This is a genomic window from Candidatus Clostridium radicumherbarum, from assembly GCF_045310525.1.
In the GTDB taxonomy this organism is placed as follows: domain Bacteria; phylum Bacillota; class Clostridia; order Clostridiales; family Clostridiaceae; genus Clostridium_AT; species Clostridium_AT radicumherbarum.
In genome coordinates this window covers 1-20,810 of the sequence record NZ_JBJHZY010000002.1, presented here as the reverse complement: position 1 = coordinate 20,810, position 20,810 = coordinate 1, and the positions used below count along the sequence as shown (strand labels likewise).

The following is a 20,810-nucleotide window of genomic DNA, read 5'->3' as shown; positions in this document are numbered from 1 at the left end:
AAATTTAATTTGCGATTACTTTTAAAATCAATAATAAATAGTATTAAGTAGCATATAGTTATAAAAATTACAGTTAAGTAAATATTAAAAACCATGTAACAGACAATAATGATAAAATCATTAAAATTCAAAGTTGTTGATTTCAGTGTTATTGAATACTTGCTTACAAGTATAAAAGAAATAATTAAAATTGCAATGAAAAGGTAATCTGTTAAGTATAGGGTAATATTATTGGAATTGAATTTATAAATCGATAATATTAAAATTGAAAATGCTATTAAATTATAAATGATTATTAAAGGCTTGTGTAAATATTTTTTGTTCATTTTATCACCTATAAATATGTTGATGGTATAATTATAGCAAATAGTTTTTGAAATAAAAAGAAATATAGGAGAAAATTATGGAAGATACTTTTGTAAATAATATAATTCAGGGCTTTAATAGGTATTATTCATATGGAATAATAGAGTTAAATGACTACGGACTTAATACGAATTGGGCCCTTGTTAAAGCATTAGATATTAATGAAAAACGTGTTATTGTCTTTGTAAATCCAGTAAATGAAATAGATTATTCTAATATGACTACAGCTTTGAAAGCTTTGCTAAATTGCCCTAATATTGAACTTATCAGAATATTAATCAAGGACACAAAGGAAGAAGCTTTATATACGTTTGATAATAATCAAAAGGCAGAACTTGTACTTGATCTTTATAATAGAAAAATATCAGGGAGTGGTTTAAGCTCTGAAGAAGTAGTACAGGAACTTTTAAATGTGACTAATAGTATTCAAAAAGAAGTTCCAAGAAAATCTTCTATGCCTTACATTACTTATATACTCATTGGTATTAATGTCTTGGTATATCTTGTTACAGCATTCCTTTCACAGAATTTAATTGATAGTGACATCAATGTTCTAATTAAAATGGGAGCAAAATATAATGAACTCATTTCACAAGGTGAATATTATAGATTTATTACTTCTATGTTTTTACATGGAGGATTACTTCATGTAGCTTTAAATATGTATTCCTTGTATTCTATTGGACCTTTAATAGAAAAAGTTTTTGGTAAAGTCAAATATTCAATAATTTACTTTGTCAGCGGAATTACAGGATCAATATTTAGCTATCTTTTTTCTGATAGTGTTTCAATTGGGGCCTCAGGTGCAATTTTCGGACTTTTAGGTGCTGCCTTAATCTTTGCCATTAAGGTAAGAAATGTTTCAGGGAAAGAATTTTTAAGAAGTGTGGCTTCAGTAATAGCTATAAATTTATTTATAGGCTTTACTTTGCCAAATATAGATAATTATGCGCATTTAGGAGGGCTAACAGGTGGAGTCATAGTAACCCTGCTGCTCAGTATGATAAAACAAAGAAATGTGTCCGAGGCAAAATAAAATTTAGCCTCGGACACATTCTGCTTTATGCAGTTAAAAGCTCGGTTATATCTTCTGAAAGCAAGGTTTCTTTCTCTAATAAGCTTTCGGTTATTTTTTCAAGAAGCTCTTTATTGTCTAGTATTATGGATTTAACTTCTTCATATAGAGAATTAATTGTAGATTTACATTCATTTACTACTGCCTCTGTATTCGTGTAATTTAAATTTGATAATTCTTCAAGATTTAACAGACCAATAGTTTCACCCATACCATATTGAGTTACCATGCTGGAAACCATTCTTGTAGTCTGCTGAAAGTCATTGTAAGCACCAGTGGTAATATAATCTTTTCCAAATACTATTTCCTCTGCAGCTCGTCCAGCTAATAATACCATTATTCTTCTTTTTAAATAGTCCTTATTTTGATAAAGTTTATCCTCTGGTATACTTAAGGTATAACCTCCTGCTCCCTTACTTGTTGGTATTATAGTGACCTTAGAAAGTTTATCTTTTGGTAGAACCTTTAAAGTAAGCAAAGCATGTCCAGCTTCGTGATAAGCTGTTATTTTTCTGTCTTTTTCCTTTATATAATCTCTATCTACTTTTTCATAACCCGCCAAAACAATTGAATATGCTTTATCCATATGAATATTTTCTATATATTTACTATCTCCCTTAGCAGCAAGAATAGCAGCTTCGTTTACTAAACTTTCAAGTTTTGCTCCTGAAAAATAAGAAGTTTTCTGTGCCCAATCATGAATATCAATATTTTTTGAGGGCTTATTTTTTAAATGTAAGGCAAGTATTTTTTCTCTTGCTGCTATATCTGGAAGGGTTATTTCAACATGTCTATCAAATCTTCCTGGTCTTAGCAGTGCTGAATCAAGCATATCCAATCTATTAGTTGCTGCAATAACAACTATTCCATCCTTTTCATTAAAACCTGACATTTCTGTTAATAGAGAATTTAAGGTTTGATCTCTTTCATCTGAACCTCCGCCTTTTGAGCCATCTCTTTTTTTGCCAATAGCATCTATTTCATCTATAAATATAACTGCTTTGCCATGGCTTTTAGCTTTTTTAAAAAGTTGTCTAATTCTGCTGGCACCTACCCCTACATATACCTGGACAAAATCTGAGCCAGACATAGCATAGAATGGCACATTTGCCTCACCAGCAACCGCCTTTGCAAGTAAAGTCTTACCAGTTCCTGGTTCTCCATATAAAATTACTCCTCTTGGCATTCTGGCACCATAGGCAGTGTACTTTTCAGGATTTTTTAAGAAATCTACAATGTCACGTACACTTTCTTTTGCTTCTTCATTACCAGCAACAGAATGAAAATTATAAGAAGTGTTTAAGACAGCATTGGCGTCTAGAGAATCAACACCTCTAAATTTTCTTGTACTAAAGCTAGAAGTTTTCAAAGTTATACCAGCCATAGCTGCCAGTGAAAGACTAAATAAAACTGCAGGTATTAAATCCTTAGGTGAGTAATTTGAAGTTTCTGATACTTGAACACCTTGTTTTAAAAGTTCTTCTTTAAAATTATTTGTTCTAGGATTATCTGTTTGATATATCTGTCCATTAGTTAGTTTAACAGTTATCTTTGGTGAATTTGTAACATATACAGTTGATACACTTTTATTAGAGATATCCTTTAAAAAATCAACATAAAGTTTTGTGGAACCTGTTTTACTATCTAAATTAAAAATTAATAGCAATATTATAGAAATTAAAGCTGTTATCATTGGGATATAAATGTACTTCTTCTTTTTGCTGTTCATAATATCCTCCTTTTAGTGTTTACTATATTAAATGGTTAATAAAGTTTCAGAAATATAAGCATTATGGGATTTTATTATGGCCTTATTTTGCTGTGCCATATAATTTTATTATAGTGATTTACTTTGTTATGTCTAATGAAAATCATAAAATTTGCTAAAGCAAATTATGTAAACCACAAAATGTTTGTTGCATAAATCGTTTTTTACTATATACTTTAATTATGTTATATATCTAAAGTAAACAGGGGGAAGAGATATGAAGTTATCAAATGTAAAAATAAAAGTAACTCCAGAGGATATATTAAATATTATAGAAGAATATGTAAATGTTGAAGGCTTAATCATAAAAGAAGTAAAATTAGATGAAATAATTACTATAAGTGGAAGTTATAAAAAAGGAGTAGAAATTCCTTTCCAGGCTTCAGTAGGTTTTGGTAATATTAAAGATAACATTATATATATAAAAATTTTTAAATTTAAAATATATAAACTTGGAGTGTTAAAATCTATAAAAAACTTTGCCTTAAAAACTTTTTTAAAGGATTTAGCAGAATATGGTGTCCTTGCACAAGGTGATAATCTAATTGTTGATTTAAATATGATAGTCAAATTAATTCCATATGTAAATTTGGAGCTTAAAGCAATTAGTGTAATTGATAACAATTTAGAAATTGAAGCCAATAATGTTAAATATGAACCTGATAAAGAAATGCCAAATTTTAAAGCTAAGAAAGATAAGGATGAAGATAAGAAGATAAAAATTTCAGATAGATATACAAAGTTAAGAGTAAATATTGAGGATAAGGTACCAGATAAATTTAAAGATATAATAGAGTATGCTATGATAATACCGGACATCGCGGCACTGCTTTGGAGGCTTTTTAGAGATAAAAGAGTAAACACTAAAACAAAAATGCTGGTGGGAGGGCTGCTTGCCTATATCGCATCTCCAATTGATATAATTCCTGATTTTATACCTCTTATAGGGAAGATTGACGATGTAGCTATTGTGTTATTTGCAATGAATAAAATTATTAATGAAGTTCCAGAGGAAGTCATATTATCAAATTGGACAGGTAAAAATGATGTAATAAAAATTGTAAGTGAAGGGGTAACCTTTATTTCTAAGATGGTGGGTAGTCAAAACGTGGGGAAATTAGTTGAAACAGTGAAAAAACTATGTGTAGTTAATAAAAAGGAAGAAAATCCGGAAAATGTGGCTCAAAATATTTGAATATTTAATAGTGTTATGAGGTTAGGTGTATATAATGAGTAAAAAAGTTTATGCAATAAAAGAAGGTTTTGATTCTATTAATAATATAAAAGTAGAGAATATAATCGTAAATACTTGGAATGAGTGTTTAGGTTACGTAAATGGAGTAAAGGGAGCTAAATATAAAAGCTTTGAAAGCACCGAAAAAGCTGAAAATTATCTAAGGGATGACAATAAATTATTAAAAAAAGGATTAGATAGTTATCCATTAGAATGCGCACATGCCTATGTAGATGGAAGTTATAATGAAGCTACAGGCAGATATTCCTATGGGCTTATAATTTCAAAGAAAGACGTAATAGAGTATGTTGAAGCAGGTTCAGCAATTGATGATAGCGAAAGGGCTTTAAGACAAATAGCAGGAGAACTAAAAGCCTCAGTTCGCGCAGTGGAATATGCTGCATGTAACCGTGAAAAGGATATAGTTATTTTTCACGATTATGAAGGAATATATCATCATGCTGTTGGTACCTGGGAAAGGAAAGAGGAATCCTCAAAAAATTATTATGAAACAATAAACAATATTAAAATAAGAAATGACATCAATATAATTTTTGTAAAAGTTGATAGCCATACTGGTGATTTAAATAATGAAATTGTTGATGAACTAGCAAAATATGCTGCAGGACTAAATTCAACTGGAGTAGTCAAAACATGGCTAAATAATAAAACAATAATGGTAAAAGATAAAAAAGTAAAAGATTACTTAAGCAAAATTGCAGGAGATAATTCAGAAAATATTATTACACAAGATAATAAAAATGTTTAATAAAAATAAAATTGCATATTCTAATACTAATAATCTGAAAGGAGTGTTATGAATATGGGATTTATTAGAGGTATAACTGCCGGAGCAATTATAGGTACGGCTGCTGGAATGCTCATATCTCCTCAGCTTAATAAGCATACAAGAAGAAGATTAAGAAAATCTGGAGACATGATGGTTGGTATGGTTGGCGATATTTATGACGATTTAGTAAAAAAAATGAGATAAATATTTATTTTTTTACAAAATTCAGGATTTAATTTTATCCTGAGTTTTTTTTTACTATTTAGAAAATTAAATAAAAAATTTGGCGTTAATTCATAAATTATGTTATAATTATAATAAAGTTCTAAAATTTGTTTAATATAATTAAAATTTTGTATTTGTAATAGTTAAAGGAAGAGTGCTTATGGAAATATTATCTCTTGGTGAAAAAATAAGAAGAAGAAGAAAAGAACTTAATATGACTTTAAAGGATTTAGCCGGGGATAGAATTACACCTGGACAAATAAGCCTTGTAGAGTCAGGAAAGTCAAATCCAAGTATGGATTTGTTAGAGTATTTAGCAAGTACCTTAAATACTTCTATAGACTACTTAATGGAGTCTGAGGAAAGCCAAGCAGAAAAAATTTGTAAATATTTTGAGAATATGATTGAGGCATATATTTCTAATGAGGATTTCACTTCAGCTGAAGCTTATTTAGAGGATACACTGCAATTTACAAAAAAATATAATCTAGAATTTATGGAAGCCAGGATTCTTTATTTAAGCGGATTAGTTAATTTGAAAAAGGGTGAAATTTCTGCAGCACAAAAATTCTTTCTAACTGCAAATATAATTTTTATCAAATATAATTCTTTTGATAATATTATTAGCACTTTTTTAAAACTGGGTAAAATCAGTTTGGGTGTTAAATCCTATGCTTCTGCATTAGGTCATTTTAGACAAGCTGAGAAAATTTTTATGGACAATAATATTGCAGATGATTTCATATTAGGAGAGATTTATTATTACATAGCTTTTACATATAATAAATTGGATGCTAGAGATGATGCTTCAAAATATGCAATGCTATCTCAGGACAAATTCATACAAATGGATGCTAAGAAAGATTACGCAATAGCTCTTTTAAATAAATCAAAGGCATATAGTAATTCTGGAGATTTGGAAAATGCAATTAAGTACTCCGATAAAGCAAAAAAGATACTTGCAGGGCTAAACGATGTGTCTTATTTATCAGAAATAGAAAATAACTTAGGAAAACTCTTTTCTGAATTTGATAATTTTAAGGCTTCCTTTGAGCATCTTAATAAGTCAAAGGAAATAAGAGAGAGGAACAAAGATGCAAGATTGGTGGAAACCTTGATTAATATTTGTAAGAATTATATTTACCTTAAGGATATTAATAACGCTAAACAATTATTGCAGGAAATATATAGCAAAATTGAAAGCCTAAATGGAAAAATAAAAATAGAATGGTATCTTCTAAAATTTAGGCTGGATATTTTAGAAGGGAAATTAATTAATGCTGAAAATACCCTTAAGGATGCTTTGGAATATGTAAACTACAATGGATTTATTAAGGAACGTGGTGAAATAGCCTTCATTATTGGAAAGTTCTATATTGAATATGGACAAGAAAAAAAGGCTGAAGAATACTTATTAGAGGGTGTAGAAGCCTTTAAAAGTTTAGGAGTATTTAAAGGTATGGACTAAAAGAAAGTAACTACAATTGGGGTGAAACAAGTTGGAAATACTATCTACTGGAGAAAAAATTAAACGAGCTAGAATATATAAAGGCTATACTTTGAAAGATTTATGCGAGGATAAAATATCCGTTTCAAAAATGAGCTGTATAGAAAATGACAAAATGGAACCAGAAGCTTGGATAATAGATATTATTTCAAAGAAACTGAATCTAGACAAGGATTATCTTTATCAAGGTATTAGGGATCAGATTTCTCAGGGTATAGCTGCACTAGCAACTGAAAAAAACTCTAAAATATTAGAACAGAGTATTATATATTACTTGGGCTTTGCAGAGAAATATAATTACTTTGACTTATGTATAGAGCTTATTCATATGATGTTTATAAGTTATCTTAATATAAGTGAGTTTCAAAAACTTCAATCTTTAACTTCAAAGTATTATGACTATTGCCAAAAATCCCACGATGATGAAAATTATTTAATATATAATATGGATATGGCAAAGTATTTATATACTACAAGAGAGTTTTCTCAAGCTGCGGCTTATTATAATAATATAAAAATGCTAGCTAGAGAAAAGGAAAAGTTAAATATATTAGCAAGGGCTACCTATAATGAGGCAGCGTGTTTTATTATGCTTGGAAACCATGAAAGATCCTATGAAGTTGCAGTTAGACTTGAGGAATTGGTTGATTACTTGGAAGGTGATATTAGTAAGGCAGAGGTTTTTCAAATGTTAGCTATACTTTCCTTAAGTATGGATAAAGGAAAATTCAAGGAATTCGAGGAAAAATCCTATGAATTATACGGAACTAACATCGAAAATAAAGCAATGGCCATTTATAACTATGCTTCTACCTTATTCGAAGTAAATTCAAAACACAAGGCACTTGAATATATTAATAATGCACTATCTATTTATCCTAAAAATAATAAAAAAAAGCTTGTTAGATTTATGTTGCTAACAGTAGATGAACTTTTTAATAACAATATATTAGATGCTGCGCAGGCTATCTGTGATGATGCATTAAATTATGCCATAAGTTTAAATGAAGCTCATTTTATTGAAAAGGCATATTATTTAAAATCCAGAATTCTTCAAAGACAGGGGAACTCTATTTCTGCAGAAATGTATATGAACTTGTCATTAGATGCCCTTTTAAAATTTGGAAGTAAGCAGGATATTCAGAAAAGATTTATAGAAATGGGATATATGTACTATAAACTTACACAGATTAAGGAATCAATAAAATATTTCAATTTGTCTATATCTTTAGAAAAGAAAATGTAATGAATTACATTTTCTTTTCTCTATTTAGAATAAATTCTTTTGCAGCATGTTCATAGCTGTCATCTAAAGTGGACAAATCCACATTGGAATATTTATTAGTAAGAGCAGCTTTTAATAACCTGTCAGCAAGTTCTGGATTTTTAGAAAGAATAGAGCCGTGAAAATAGGTACAATAGGTATTTTTATATATGCAGCCCTCATATCCATCTTCGCCATTATTTCCATATCCAACTATTGTCTTTCCAAGTGGCTTAAGGTTTCCGATATATGTTCTACCTGAATGATTTTCAAAACCTACATATATTTCATTAGTATCTTCATTCTGTATTACTGTATTTCCGATAAAGCGTTTTTCGCCGCCTTCTGTATAAATATCTAATACATTTAGACCTTCAAGCTTTTCACCATCTGGGGTAGTATAATACTTACCAAGAAGTTGATACCCACCGCAAACACATAAAAACACCTTATTATCCTCTATGTATTTGGTTAATTCATGCTTTTTAACTTCAATCAAGTCTTTTGATACAATGGACTGTTCATAATCTTGACCTCCACCAAAAAAGACGATATCATACTTTTCTGATTCAAAGGGATCTCCAATTGACACATTACTAATGTTTACCTTAATCCCTCTTTGCTCTGCTCTGTATTTTAAAATCAAAATATTTCCCAAATCTCCATAAACATTCAAGAGGTCAGGGTATAAATGACATATATTTAATTCCATTAAATCACCTTCAATCATATATTTACCATAGATTCTTTATATAACCCTTACCGTGAAGATACTTTCTAAAGCTAATCATTGCTGTATAGGTTGCTAAAACATAAATAGTTGAAGTATTACAAACTGTTAATTCGTCTAACAACTTGTCATATGACTCACATAAGACAAAGCTTTCTTTAGATAGACCTGCTACCTTTAATCTTATTGCCATATCATATATTCTGATGCCGGATATCATTATTTTACTTAATTCAAGTTTGCTTAAATCCTCGAAATTAACATCCCAAATCCAGGATACATCCCTGCCATCTGCATAATTATCATTAAGAAGAAAAGCTGCACTAACATTGTTTTTATCAAGGCTAATGGTTTTCAATGCTTCATCAAACCCTGCAGGGTTTTTAACTAAAATTATTTTTACTTCTTTATCCTTAATAGTTAAAGCTTCTTGTCTTCCAAAGCTTGAGACAGTGTTCCTAAGTGCCTTCTGAATAATAGAAACTTCTACTCCAAGGGTCCTTGCAATAGAATAAGCACAAAGAGCATTATAAATATTATAAGTACCTGGTTGATTTATTTCGTATTCTTCATCATTAATTAATACCAAAGATCCTTTCGAAGTTTGCTCAATTACAGAATCTACATAGTAAGAAAGGTCAGGACGTTTGTAGCCGCAATTAGAGCAATAAAAGCTTCCTAAGTGGTTATAGGTTATGAAGTCATATCTATAAGGAGCCTTACATTTTTTACAAAACTTTGCATCTGCATTAATATCTATTTCTTTATTATCGTCTTTATATGACTTAAAACCGTAATAAATACTTTTATTTTGAACGTCTAAATCCCCAAGTAAAGATTCATCTCCATTTAATACTAAGGTTGTATCTGGAACCTTAACTATACCATCAAGAATTTTCTTAAGAGTAGTATAAACCTCTCCATATCTGTCCATTTGATCTCGAAATAAATTAGTAATTGTAATTATTTTAGGGGTAACATACTGAGTTACCAGGGGCACGTTTGCTTCATCGGCTTCAATCACTGCATATTGTACCGTATTTGCTTTTTTAAAGCTGTAATTTTCAACAAAACAGGCTACAATTCCGGGAAGCATATTTGCTCCGGTATTATTTGTAATTACCTTCTTATTACTTTCTCTTAAAATATTATAAACCATGCTGGTGGTAGTTGTTTTCCCATTAGTACCTGTTATTAGAATCACCTCATAATTTTTAGAAACACTAGATAAAATATTTTTATCTAGTTTTAAAGCAACTTTTCCCGGGAAATTTGTACCGCCTTTGAATAGTACTTTTGAAAGTTTAATTATTACTTTTGCTGTAATTATGGTAATTAATGCTTTAATATTTATTTTGAACACCACCTTAGACTTTTGTAACCTAGTTAATTATATACTATAAATTAATTATTGACAGTAATATCATGAAAATTATCACTAAGTTTAAAATTTAAATTAAAGGAATAGCTATTTATTCTTTTTAAAAAAGCATCTTTTTTATTTCCTGTAAGCAAAGTAGGGCAATAATCATTTTTATAGCTTACAGAAGAAATGCTGCAGGGTATTACTCGAATACCATAGGAAATTAATTTGTTGTTTTCAAATTTAAAATTACTTTGTAATATGAAGGTATCCTTATCACTAGGGTTTTTATTTCCGCCAAAGCAAAAATTTCCTAAGCTGTATGCTATGGGTTTATCCTTATAAAATTCCAAGCCTTGAATTACATGAGGATGATGACCAATTATTAGGTCAGCACCATTATCTATAGAATAATGAGCCAAGTACCTCTGAGTATTATTTGGATTATTTGAGCCTTCTTCACCCCAATGAAAATTAATTATAACTAAACAGCCTTCATTCTTTAAATCTTGTATGTCTTTCTTTAAGCTTTTTAAAAAATTATTATCATAGTAAAAACCTGTATAGCCTAGAAAACCAAATTTAATTCCTTTAACTTCTGTTATCCACTTTTCTCCTTCACCGAAATAATTAATTCCCTCAGCTTTAAGTGATTGTTTAGTATCAGAAACTCCTTTAGCTAAATAATCTCTAATATGATTATTTGCAATATTAACGCCTTCAATTGAGGCACTAGTTAATACTTTGGCGTAGTCAGGTGGAGCTTTAAAGGTAAATTCTTTTTCAGCCTTAACATCTGCATTTGTAAAGGTTGTCTCAAGATTAGCTGTTGTTATGTCATCATTCTTAAAAATATCTGACACATTTTTAAAAAAATAAGAATAATCATTATTGTTATTTCTAAAAACCTGCATTAATGAGCCGTCATAAGAAAATTTATTATCTGATCCAATGGTGCAATCTCCTACACTACTTAAAGTCACTTCGCTTATAGCAGGAACTGAAACTGCAGGAGCTGTTTCCTCAATTTTATTATCCGTTTGATTTATAGTGGTATCCTGCTTTACGATATTTTTTTTGTATTTATAATTGTAACCGATTATTAAGGATAGTAAAAATATTGAGATTAGCGGCAAAACAATAAAAATAATTTTTTTATAGTTAATCTTCAAAATTAAACCCTCCACCCCTTGAATTTTACAGGTTTTATATTTACCTTCTTTATTTTAACATAAGATATTATATATAATAAATAGAAATAGAATTATTTTCTAAACAGTTATAGTGGTATTTTGTAGATTATTTTGTTAGAATAGCTATATATCATCTTAAAAAAGAGGTGGAGTAATGAATTTGAAAAAAATTAAAGATATATTCAATAAGGACAAGCTTTCAAATATTTCAGAAAAGTTAAAAGCAGGCTTAATGAAAATAAGAAAGATTTTCACAAATGAAAAAATAAATATAAGAATAGATAAAGTAAAAAAAGCATTTACTAAGGAGAAGATAAAAACAGCATTCAATAAAGTAAGAAATGCATTTACTAAAGAGAAGATAAAAACAGCATTCAATAAAGTAAGAAATGCATTTACTAAAGAGAAGATAAAAACAGCATTTAATAAAGTAAGAAATGCATTTACTAAAGAGAAGATAAAAGCAGCATTTAATAGAGTAAGAAATGTAGTTACTAAAGAGAATATTAAAACAGTATTAAATAAAGTGAGAAAAGCTTTTACTAAAGAAAACATCATTAAGGTTTCTAAAAATATAAGAAATAGTCTTTCAAAAGAAAATATTAAAAGAAGCTTAGTAAATTTTAAAGTGAAGTTTAAAGAAAATAAAAGAGCATATATATTATTTTCTCTAGCAGGTATATTTTTAATAGCAGCCTTAGCTTTTTCAGTTAACCAAGCTTATAATGATTTAGTTCCTGTAAGTCAGAGATATGTTATTTCAGAAAATAAAGCAGAAGAATATTATTACAATAAAGAATACGATAAGGCAATAGAGGAATACAAAAACATTAAAAATAAAGACAAGAATCAAGGTGAAGGACTTTGGGATGCCAAGATTTCAGAAATATATTCCATTAAGGGTGACTTAGAAAACTCTAAAAAATCTATGGAGGATGCTCTAAAACTTGGAAGTAAGAATCCTGAAGTACTTAATTATATAGTCTTTACAGAATTTATGAATAAAGACTATAAAACAGCCTTAGCTCAAGGTGAAGAGGCGTTAAAACAATTTCCAAAAGATAAAAGATTAATTAAAACTATGTTTACAGTATACAAGGCTAATAATGAAAAGGATAAAGCCAAAAATCTATTAGCTAATTATCCCCTTGATTATAAATCATCTGTAGATACTGCTGAATATGCTAGAATGCTAATGTTAGATGGTCAATGGGATCAAGGATATAAAGAGCTAAGAGCTGCATGGATTATTGATAAGGACGAATATAAAATATATGATATTTTAGCGCAGGTATCCGTATATAATAAGGATACATTGCTTGAAAATGTTACCACTCTTTCAGAGAAGAATCTAAATGATTTAGCTTATAAAATGTGGCTGGCTAAAATATACTCATTAAGTGATTCAACAGCAGATCAGGCTGATAAAATACTGCAGGATTTGAAAAATGAAGACGTAGGAAAAATTGAAGTAAAGCTTATAGAAGCATCTGTACTTCAAGGTTTAAAACAAAATGATAAAGCTGATGAACTTATAAAAAATGTAATTGATGATAATAAAGGTGATTACAGAGTTCTTCATACAGCAAGCTGGTATTACTTAAATAAAAAGGACCTAGTTAATGCTGAAAAATACTGCAGGGAATCAATAATTAAAAATAAGGCCTATACAGATAATTATGGCTTCTTAATGCCTGAAATACTGAAGGCAGAAGGTAAAAATGAAGAAGCTGAGCCATACTTTAGAACAGCAATATTTAAAGAACCTTACAATTATAATATTATGTTAACAGTAGCGAATTTCTATTGGTATACTACAAAAGATACCACTAAGGCAATGGAATATTTCGACTATGCACAGCTAATTAATCCAGAAGAACCTGAGATAAAATACAATATGGCCCAAATAGATATATCTAATAATAAAATAGATGATGCCATTAATTTATTAAAGCAGTGCATTTCAATAAATGATAGTGTAGCCAAGTATCATAGGACCCTTGGAACTATCTATCTTTTAAATGGAAAACCTGCAGATGGAATTAAAGAGATAAGGTACGCTTACGGGTCAGACCAAGAGGATATTCTAACATTGAATAACGCAGGCTGTTACTATATATCCGTTGATCAAAATCTAGATAAGGGTGAGTACAATTTAAGGAAAGCAGTAGAAGGCATTAATAGTACAACTGATAAGTACACTGCTGATACTATAAAGGAAAATTATAAAAAGACTAAAGATTTATTAGATCAATACAAAAATGGATCCAACAAAACCCTTAAGGTACCTGATTTAGTATTATTTTATTAAATAAAAAAAGGTGGAGTTTACTCCACCTTTTTTATTGCATAGTTAGGGATTGTTTATAATTACCTAGTATATCATTTACAGGAGAAACTGCTATAAAGGCTGAAGGTTCAATTGCTTTAACTATTGTTTTTAATGCGTTTAGCTGGTTTCTTTGGATTACTACATAAATAAATTTCTTTTTATCATTAGAATAACCGCCTACTGCATCTAAAACAGTAACTCCTCTAACAAGTCTGGTATTTATGTCGTTTATTATCTGTTTGGAATTTTCACATATTATAATACATTGCCTAGAGGAAGCTATACCCTCTTGAATAGCATCTAGTGTCTTAGTTCTTATAAAACTAGCTATCAGTGCATACATAACAGAACGTGGTCCATAAGCATAAGCTATTAAACAGTAAACCAGTATATCTTGAACCAGCAAAATGTTTGAAAGCTGAAGGCCTTTAAACTTATTTTGGATAATTTTTGCTAAAATATCTAATCCTCCAGTAGAAGAAAAGGACATAAAAATTAAATATACTGAAACACCTAAAAGGACACCTGAAAATATTGCTGATAGAAGCATATCATCAATAGGCTTGAACTGAAAGGCAGAATTAAAATAGTCAATAAGTAAGGATGAAAGAATAACTACAAAACCACTTCTTACCGCAAATTTGCTTCCTACCAATCTAAAGCCAAAGATAAATAAAGGAATGTTCATTACGATGGTGAGAATACCAATTTTAAGGCCGAAGAAATGATTTATAACCATTGCAATACCCGTAACTCCGCCTATACCTATTTTTGAAGGAACCAAGAATGCAGATACGGCTATAGATAAAATAGCACTTCCAAGAATTATTAAAGCATATTCTTTTATAAGTTTAAGCATTTAAATTACCTCCGAGAAAATATGAATAAATTGCTTCGAATAAATATAAAAATGAATAATTAATTTCAACAGCATTATATTAACATAAATATTCTTCTTCAACAATTCATAATTATATAATTATAAATTTAATTCTTTACATAGTTTTGCCAAAAATTAAATTCCATAGTACAATAAAGTATAAAGTATTACACGAGGTGAATTAAATTGGGGCCTTTAAAATTTGAGAATATATATTTTAACAAGATTTGGGGAGGAAGAGACTTTAGTAATTTCAGAAATAACCTTCCGGAAGGTGATATTGGAGAAAGCTGGGATGTTGCCTGCCACCCTCATGGTACTAGTATTATTTCAAATGGTGAATTTAAGGGTATAAAGCTCAGTGAACTTATAGAGGCAAAAGGTGAAGAAATTATTGGCAGCAGGATTTCTAAGTCATGGTTTCCATTACTTTTGAAACTTATTAATGCTAGAGACAAGCTTTCTGTTCAAGTTCATCCAAGTGATGATTATGCTAGGAAAGCTGAAGGAGAGATGGGTAAGACAGAAGCATGGTATATAGTTGAAGCTTCTAAAGGTGCTACTTTAGTACTTGGAACAAAAAACTGTACTAAAGAACAATTTAGAAAAGCAATGGAAACGGGAAAATTTGATGAATACATGAATATAATTCCAGTAAAAAAAGGTGAAGTTTATTTTGTAAAAAGTGGCCTCATACATGCCATTGGAGAAGGAATTATTATAGCTGAAATACAGCAAAATAGCGATACTACCTATAGAGTTTATGATTACAATAGAGGAAGAGAACTTCATATAGATAAAGCTATGGATGTTGTAAACTTAAATTTATTGGGAGAAAAAAACAGGGGTTTAGAGGTTAAATATGATGGCTATAGTATAATTTATTATTGCCTATGTGAAAATTTTTCTCTAGAATTATATGACATTACCTCAAGTACTAAAGAAGTTAGTGATCCTGAAAGATTTTATATATATTTAGTAGTAGAAGGTAATGGTGAAATTCTATATAAAGGTGGAAAAGAGACCATTGATTTAGGAGAAAGTATATTAATTCCAGCGAGTCTTGGAGACTATGAAATAATCGGGAACTTAAAGATACTTAAAGCATATGTTCCAGATGTAGAAAAAGTAAAAAAGGAAATTTTAAGAAATGTAATATTATAATATTTTATCTTGAGTGGCATCCATATAAGTTATTACTTATTCATAAAAAGTGACAACTCATATGGATGCCATTTTCTGAAAATTGAATGAAATATCTTCAAATCAAATCAAAACCTCCTGAACATAAATTATTTCTTGCAAAACTATCGCTTCTATGCAATAATTAAATTGTAATTATACATAATAATATAAAACGGGGGGACCTTATAATGTTTCTTGATTATTTAGGGTTAGAAACTAAAAAAAATATTTATAGAAACTTACCTGTTTCAGACTTAGTTCAGCATGCACTTGATAACAAAGAAGGCGTACTTTCAGAAACTGGGGCCTTTGTTGTTGAAACTGGAAAATATACTGGAAGATCTCCAAAGGATAGGTTTATTGTTAAGCAGCAAAGTATAAATGAAAGTATCAATTGGGGAGAGGTAAATATCCCAATAGAAGAAGAAATTTTTGACAGCTTATATACTAAAGTAATTAATCATTTAATTGATAAGAATTTATATATATTTGAAGGCTTTGTCGGAGCTCATGAAAATTATAGAATATCTGTAAGGGTTATTAGTGAATATGCTTCTCAAGCTCTATTTGCCAATCAGCTTTTTATTAGACCCAATAAAGGTGAATTACAAGGTTTTGAGGAAGATTTCACAGTTGTTGCAGCTCCTGATTTTAAAGCAAATGGAAAAACAGATGGAATTAATTCAGAGGCGTTTATAATAATAAATTTTCAAAAGAAGATAATCTTAATAGGCGGAACACAATATTCTGGAGAAATTAAAAAATCAATGTTCTCCTTAATGAATTATTTATTACCGCTAAAGGGTGTATTTCCTATGCACTGCTCAGCAAATATAGGAAAAGATGGAGATACTGCAATCTTTTTTGGTTTATCTGGTACTGGTAAAACAACTTTATCAGCGGATCCAGATAGAAGGTTAATTGGAGATGATGAGCATGGCTGGTGCAATGATGGAGTATTTAATTTTGAAGGCGGCTGCTATGCTAAGACCATAAAGTTATCAAAAGAAAAAGAAAAAGAAATTTACCAAGCAATTAAGTTTGGTACTATATTAGAAAATGTTGTACTGAATGATGATAAAACACCAGATTATGATAGCGATAGACTAACAGAAAATACTAGAGCAGCTTATCCTATCAATTATATTGAAAATATTGAACCTAGTGGACTTGGAGGACATCCTAATACTATAATATTTTTAACTGCTGATGCCTTTGGAGTTCTTCCTCCAATCTCTAAACTTTCAAAGGAAGCTGCTATGTATCATTTTATATCAGGATATACAAGTAAGCTTGCAGGCACTGAAAGAGGAATTACAGAACCAAAAGCAACCTTTTCTGCATGTTTTGGAGAGCCTTTTATGCTTATGAATCCTTCAGTTTATGCCAAACTTTTAGGCGAAAAAATTGAAAAATATAATGCAGAAGTATATCTTATAAACACAGGCTGGTCAGGCGGTGGGTATGGCAAAGGCGAAAGAATTAAATTATCTTATACCAGAGCGATGGTAAATGCAGCTTTAAATGGAACTCTAAAAAGTGTAGAATATCAGTTAAATCAAGTTTTTAAAGTTTTAGTGCCAAATGAAATTCCAAATGTACCGAAGGAAATTTTAAACCCAAGAAGCACTTGGAAGGATAAGGATCAATATGATATTAAAGCTAGAGAATTAGCTTATAACTTTAGGAAGAACTTTAGTAAATTTAAAGATGTTCCTGAGGAAATAATTAATGCTGGGCCAATGGCAGAATGCAATGATGAGATAATCTATGAAATTGCCTTAGACAAACAGTAAATTGTAGGAATTTAGCAATGCAATAAGTATTGTTAAATTCCTTTATTATATAAATGTTAAATTTTTAATTTCTCATTCTAATACAAGCAAATATATAGTATAATAAAACTTGTGCAATAATACATATTGAAAGTGAGAGTGATGAAATGTCTAATATAATTTTTTTATTTAAGACTATTATTATTGCCATAGTAGAAGGTATTACTGAATTTCTCCCAATATCTTCTACAGGGCATATGATTATAATAGGCCACTTTATAAACTTTACAGGAGATTTTGCCAACTTTTTTGAAGTAGTAATTCAATTAGGAGCAATTTTAGCAATTGTTGTTCTATATTGGAGAAAGATTTCTGAATCTTTAAAACCTGGAAACCTATTTAACGTAAACAAATCAGGATTTAAACTTTGGTTTAATATTGCTATTGCTTTTATACCTGCTGCTGTTATCGGTTTAGTATTTAAGAAAAAGATAGACAAATATCTATTTAATACTTTAACTGTAGCAATAGCTATGATAGTCGGAGGATTATTATTATTCTTTATTGAAAACAAATATAGGAAAAATAATAAAACAAGAGACATAGATGATGTTAGACCAATGCAATCTTTAAAAATAGGTTTATTCCAATGTCTCTCTTTATGGCCAGGAATGTCACGTTCTGCTTCCACAATAATGGGTGGCTGGATTAGTGGCCTATCAACTCCAGTAGCAGCTGAATTTTCATTTTTTCTTGCTATACCAACAATGATAGCAGCAAGTGGCTTAGATCTTATTAAGGACAGGCCTACAATGACATCAATTGAAATCATAGCTCTAATCCTAGGTTTCATAGTTGCTTTTTTAGTTGCGCTATTAGTAGTAGAAAAGTTTATTAATTTCTTAAATAAAAAACCTATGAGAGTTTTTGCGATTTATAGAATACTACTCGGAATAGTTCTTTTAGTTCTAGCCGCTCTTAAAGTAATTGTGGTAACTAAATAATAATCTAATAATAATGATTTATTGCTCAGGATTTATTCCTGAGTTTTTTTATGTATTTTTTAGTTATCAATGTGAATACTAAAATTAAATTAATTGCTGCTTATATTCATATTTTTATAAATTTAAAAGAATATGTTCAGAATAGATTAGTTCAGTCTTATCATTACCTATTATAGTATACATTTATGTTATACTAATACAATTATTTAGATTAATTATTTGACATATTTAGATAATGATACTCAAATTTAGAACAAATGCAAATTATGTAGGATTATGTTTAAATTTAGAATTTAAAATTGTATAATAAATTTAAAAAGTTTTGGAGGTATTGGTAAATGGCAGATAAAATAAAGAAAATTGCATTGTTAACAGGAGGCGGAGATTGCCCTGGATTAAATGCAGTACTAAGAGCAGCAACTAGAACAGCTATTTTAAAATATGGATATGAAGTTATAGGATATAAATTTGGATATAGAGGCCTTTATAATAATGACTATATACCTTTAAATCTTGATACTGTATCAGGCATATTGCATAGAGGAGGAACTATATTATATAGTTCAAATAAAGATAACCTTTTTGACTACTCTATTGAAGAAGATGGAAAAATGGTAAAAAAAGACGTTTCAGACGTTGCCGTGGAAAATTTAAAAAATGCTGGAGTTGATGTATTAGTTGTAATAGGTGGAGATGGAACACTTACTAGTGCTAGGGACTTTGCAAGAAAAGGAGTAAAGGTTATCGGAGTACCTAAAACAATAGATAATGATTTAGCTTCTACAGATGTTACCTTTGGGTTTAATACTGCTGTTGGAGTAGCAACAGAGGCACTAGATAGACTACATACCACAGCAGAATCACATCATAGAATTATGATACTAGAAGTTATGGGAAGAAATGCAGGATGGATTGCATTAGAGTCAGGAATATCTGGTTCAGCAGATGTAATTTTAATACCAGAAATTCCATATGATTTAAATAAAATAGTAGATAAGATAAATGATAGAAAGAAACAAGGTAAGGTATTCAGCATTATCGTGGTAGCAGAAGGAGCAAAATCTAAAGACGGAGAGGTTGTTATAAGCAAAATTGTAGAAGACAGTCCAGACCCAATTAGATTGGGAGGCATAGCAAATAAGCTGGCTTTTGATTTGGAAAGAGTAGTAAAAGATCACGAAATCAGAAGCACAGTACTAGGCCATTTGCAAAGAGGTGGTAATGCCTCCACCTTTGACAGATTATTATCAACAAGATACGGTGTTGCAGCTATAGACTTAATTAATGAAGGAAAGTTTGGAAATATGGTTTGTCTAAAGGGTAATGAAATATCACACGAAGCACTAGAAAATGTAATTGGTAAGACAAAGAATGTGGATCCAAATGGCGATATTGTTAGAGTTGCAAGAAGTATAGGAATATCATTCGGGGATTAAAGTTCATTAGTAAAAAAGTATGCGGGAAGAACAGTGTATAAAGTTCTTTCCGCATTTTTATGTTTAGAGCCATATAAACTATTCCTAGTGTGTCATTATGCGAAATATGAAGAATTAAATAGAAACCTAGAGATATTTATAATTATTTTAGTTTTCATGGTATATAATTAATAAAACTAACTAATAATATTTGCTAGAATTATAAATGTCGTCGCTAAAGAGCGTCGTAAAAAATAATTTTATTATGTTGACAAATATTAAGTGACATGATAAGATATAAAAGCTGTCAGACGACGGCAAAACAAATTGGTCTTTGAAAATTAAACAGATATATAACAAGGTAAAAACCAGCAATTCTTTTATTTAATTAAAGTAAGCGAATGAGCTTAAGAATTCAAACTTTTAAATTGAGAGTTTGATCCTGGCTCAGGACGAACGCTGGCGGCGTGCCTAACACATGCAAGTCGAGCGGGGAACTTCGGTTCCCAGCGGCGGACGGGTGAGTAACACGTGGGTAACCTGCCTTGCAGAGGGGGATAGCCTTCCGAAAGGAAGATTAATACCGCATAATATTAAGATATCGCATGATATTTTAATTAAAGGAGTAATCCGCTGCAAGATGGACCCGCGGCGCATTAGCTAGTTGGTGAGGTAACGGCTCACCAAGGCGACGATGCGTAGCC

At 30.0% G+C, this 20,810-nt stretch carries 16 protein-coding genes and 1 rRNA gene; 12 read left to right on the top strand and 5 right to left on the bottom strand.

Translation table 11 applies throughout. The annotated features are described in order from the left end of the window. The first annotated feature begins 403 nt into the window (after nucleotides 1-403). Complete coding sequence (locus tag ACJDUH_RS09920; RefSeq protein WP_406765056.1) at nucleotides 404-1,402, top strand: rhomboid family intramembrane serine protease; 999 nt, start codon at nucleotides 404-406, stop codon at nucleotides 1,400-1,402. Between the two features lie 25 nt (nucleotides 1,403-1,427). On the opposite strand, the gene ACJDUH_RS09915 is transcribed toward ACJDUH_RS09920, so the two are convergent. After that, entirely contained in the window at nucleotides 1,428-3,170 is a 1,743-nt protein-coding gene (locus ACJDUH_RS09915; protein WP_406765055.1) for an ATP-dependent metallopeptidase FtsH/Yme1/Tma family protein, read from the bottom strand. Nucleotides 3,171-3,426: 256 nt separating this feature from the next. On the opposite strand from ACJDUH_RS09915, the gene ACJDUH_RS09910 reads away from it, so the two are divergent. From ACJDUH_RS09910 to ACJDUH_RS09890, 5 genes are all read left to right on the top strand, one after another. Next, nucleotides 3,427-4,404 (top strand): YkvA family protein, encoded by a 978-nt coding sequence (locus tag ACJDUH_RS09910; RefSeq protein WP_406765054.1) that lies wholly within the window; start codon nucleotides 3,427-3,429, stop codon nucleotides 4,402-4,404. 34 nt (nucleotides 4,405-4,438) lie between these two features. Further along, on the top strand, nucleotides 4,439-5,212 hold the full coding sequence (locus ACJDUH_RS09905) for a ribonuclease H1 domain-containing protein (RefSeq protein ID WP_406765053.1): 774 nt from the start codon (nucleotides 4,439-4,441) through the stop codon (nucleotides 5,210-5,212). 54 nt (nucleotides 5,213-5,266) lie between these two features. After that, the gene (locus ACJDUH_RS09900) at nucleotides 5,267-5,437 is read left to right on the top strand and encodes a YtxH domain-containing protein (protein ID WP_406765052.1); all 171 of its coding nucleotides are present in this window, start codon (nucleotides 5,267-5,269) and stop codon (nucleotides 5,435-5,437) included. Nucleotides 5,438-5,618: 181 nt separating this feature from the next. Then, nucleotides 5,619-6,926 carry a helix-turn-helix domain-containing protein gene (locus tag ACJDUH_RS09895; protein ID WP_406765051.1) on the top strand — a complete coding sequence of 436 codons (1,308 nt, stop codon included), beginning with the start codon at nucleotides 5,619-5,621 and terminating at the stop codon, nucleotides 6,924-6,926. Between the two features lie 31 nt (nucleotides 6,927-6,957). Beyond that, a complete protein-coding gene (locus ACJDUH_RS09890) occupies nucleotides 6,958-8,211 on the top strand; it encodes a helix-turn-helix domain-containing protein (RefSeq protein WP_406765050.1) in 1,254 nt (417 codons plus the stop codon). Nucleotides 8,212-8,215: 4 nt separating this feature from the next. On the opposite strand, the gene ACJDUH_RS09885 is transcribed toward ACJDUH_RS09890, so the two are convergent. From ACJDUH_RS09885 to ACJDUH_RS09875, 3 genes are read right to left on the bottom strand one after another with little or no spacing between them, the layout of a single operon-like run. Further along, nucleotides 8,216-8,941 carry a type 1 glutamine amidotransferase gene (locus tag ACJDUH_RS09885; RefSeq protein WP_406765049.1) on the bottom strand — a complete coding sequence of 242 codons (726 nt, stop codon included), beginning with the start codon at nucleotides 8,939-8,941 and terminating at the stop codon, nucleotides 8,216-8,218. A gap of 22 nt (nucleotides 8,942-8,963) precedes the next feature. Further along, a complete protein-coding gene (locus tag ACJDUH_RS09880; RefSeq protein ID WP_406765048.1) occupies nucleotides 8,964-10,322 on the bottom strand; it encodes a MurT ligase domain-containing protein in 1,359 nt (452 codons plus the stop codon). A gap of 41 nt (nucleotides 10,323-10,363) precedes the next feature. Further along, entirely contained in the window at nucleotides 10,364-11,494 is a 1,131-nt protein-coding gene (locus ACJDUH_RS09875) for a CapA family protein (RefSeq protein ID WP_406765047.1), read from the bottom strand. 181 nt (nucleotides 11,495-11,675) lie between these two features. On the opposite strand from ACJDUH_RS09875, the gene ACJDUH_RS09870 reads away from it, so the two are divergent. Further along, complete coding sequence (locus tag ACJDUH_RS09870; RefSeq protein ID WP_406765046.1) at nucleotides 11,676-13,826, top strand: tetratricopeptide repeat protein; 2,151 nt, start codon at nucleotides 11,676-11,678, stop codon at nucleotides 13,824-13,826. A gap of 31 nt (nucleotides 13,827-13,857) precedes the next feature. On the opposite strand, the gene ACJDUH_RS09865 is transcribed toward ACJDUH_RS09870, so the two are convergent. Beyond that, nucleotides 13,858-14,706: a YitT family protein gene (locus ACJDUH_RS09865; protein WP_406765045.1), complete on the bottom strand. Its 849-nt coding sequence runs from the start codon at nucleotides 14,704-14,706 to the stop codon at nucleotides 13,858-13,860. 207 nt (nucleotides 14,707-14,913) lie between these two features. On the opposite strand from ACJDUH_RS09865, the gene ACJDUH_RS09860 reads away from it, so the two are divergent. The 5 genes from ACJDUH_RS09860 to ACJDUH_RS09840 form a co-directional block, all read left to right on the top strand. Then, entirely contained in the window at nucleotides 14,914-15,891 is a 978-nt protein-coding gene (locus tag ACJDUH_RS09860) for a type I phosphomannose isomerase catalytic subunit (protein WP_406765044.1), read from the top strand. Nucleotides 15,892-16,100: 209 nt separating this feature from the next. Then, nucleotides 16,101-17,708: a phosphoenolpyruvate carboxykinase (ATP) gene (gene pckA / locus ACJDUH_RS09855; RefSeq protein ID WP_406765043.1), complete on the top strand. Its 1,608-nt coding sequence runs from the start codon at nucleotides 16,101-16,103 to the stop codon at nucleotides 17,706-17,708. Between the two features lie 146 nt (nucleotides 17,709-17,854). Then, nucleotides 17,855-18,691 carry an undecaprenyl-diphosphate phosphatase gene (locus ACJDUH_RS09850; protein WP_406765042.1) on the top strand — a complete coding sequence of 279 codons (837 nt, stop codon included), beginning with the start codon at nucleotides 17,855-17,857 and terminating at the stop codon, nucleotides 18,689-18,691. A gap of 338 nt (nucleotides 18,692-19,029) precedes the next feature. After that, on the top strand, nucleotides 19,030-20,127 hold the full coding sequence (locus tag ACJDUH_RS09845; protein WP_406765041.1) for a 6-phosphofructokinase: 1,098 nt from the start codon (nucleotides 19,030-19,032) through the stop codon (nucleotides 20,125-20,127). A 403-nt stretch (nucleotides 20,128-20,530) separates the two neighbouring features. Further along, nucleotides 20,531-20,810: ribosomal RNA gene (locus tag ACJDUH_RS09840) — 16S ribosomal RNA — on the top strand; the annotation flags it as partial.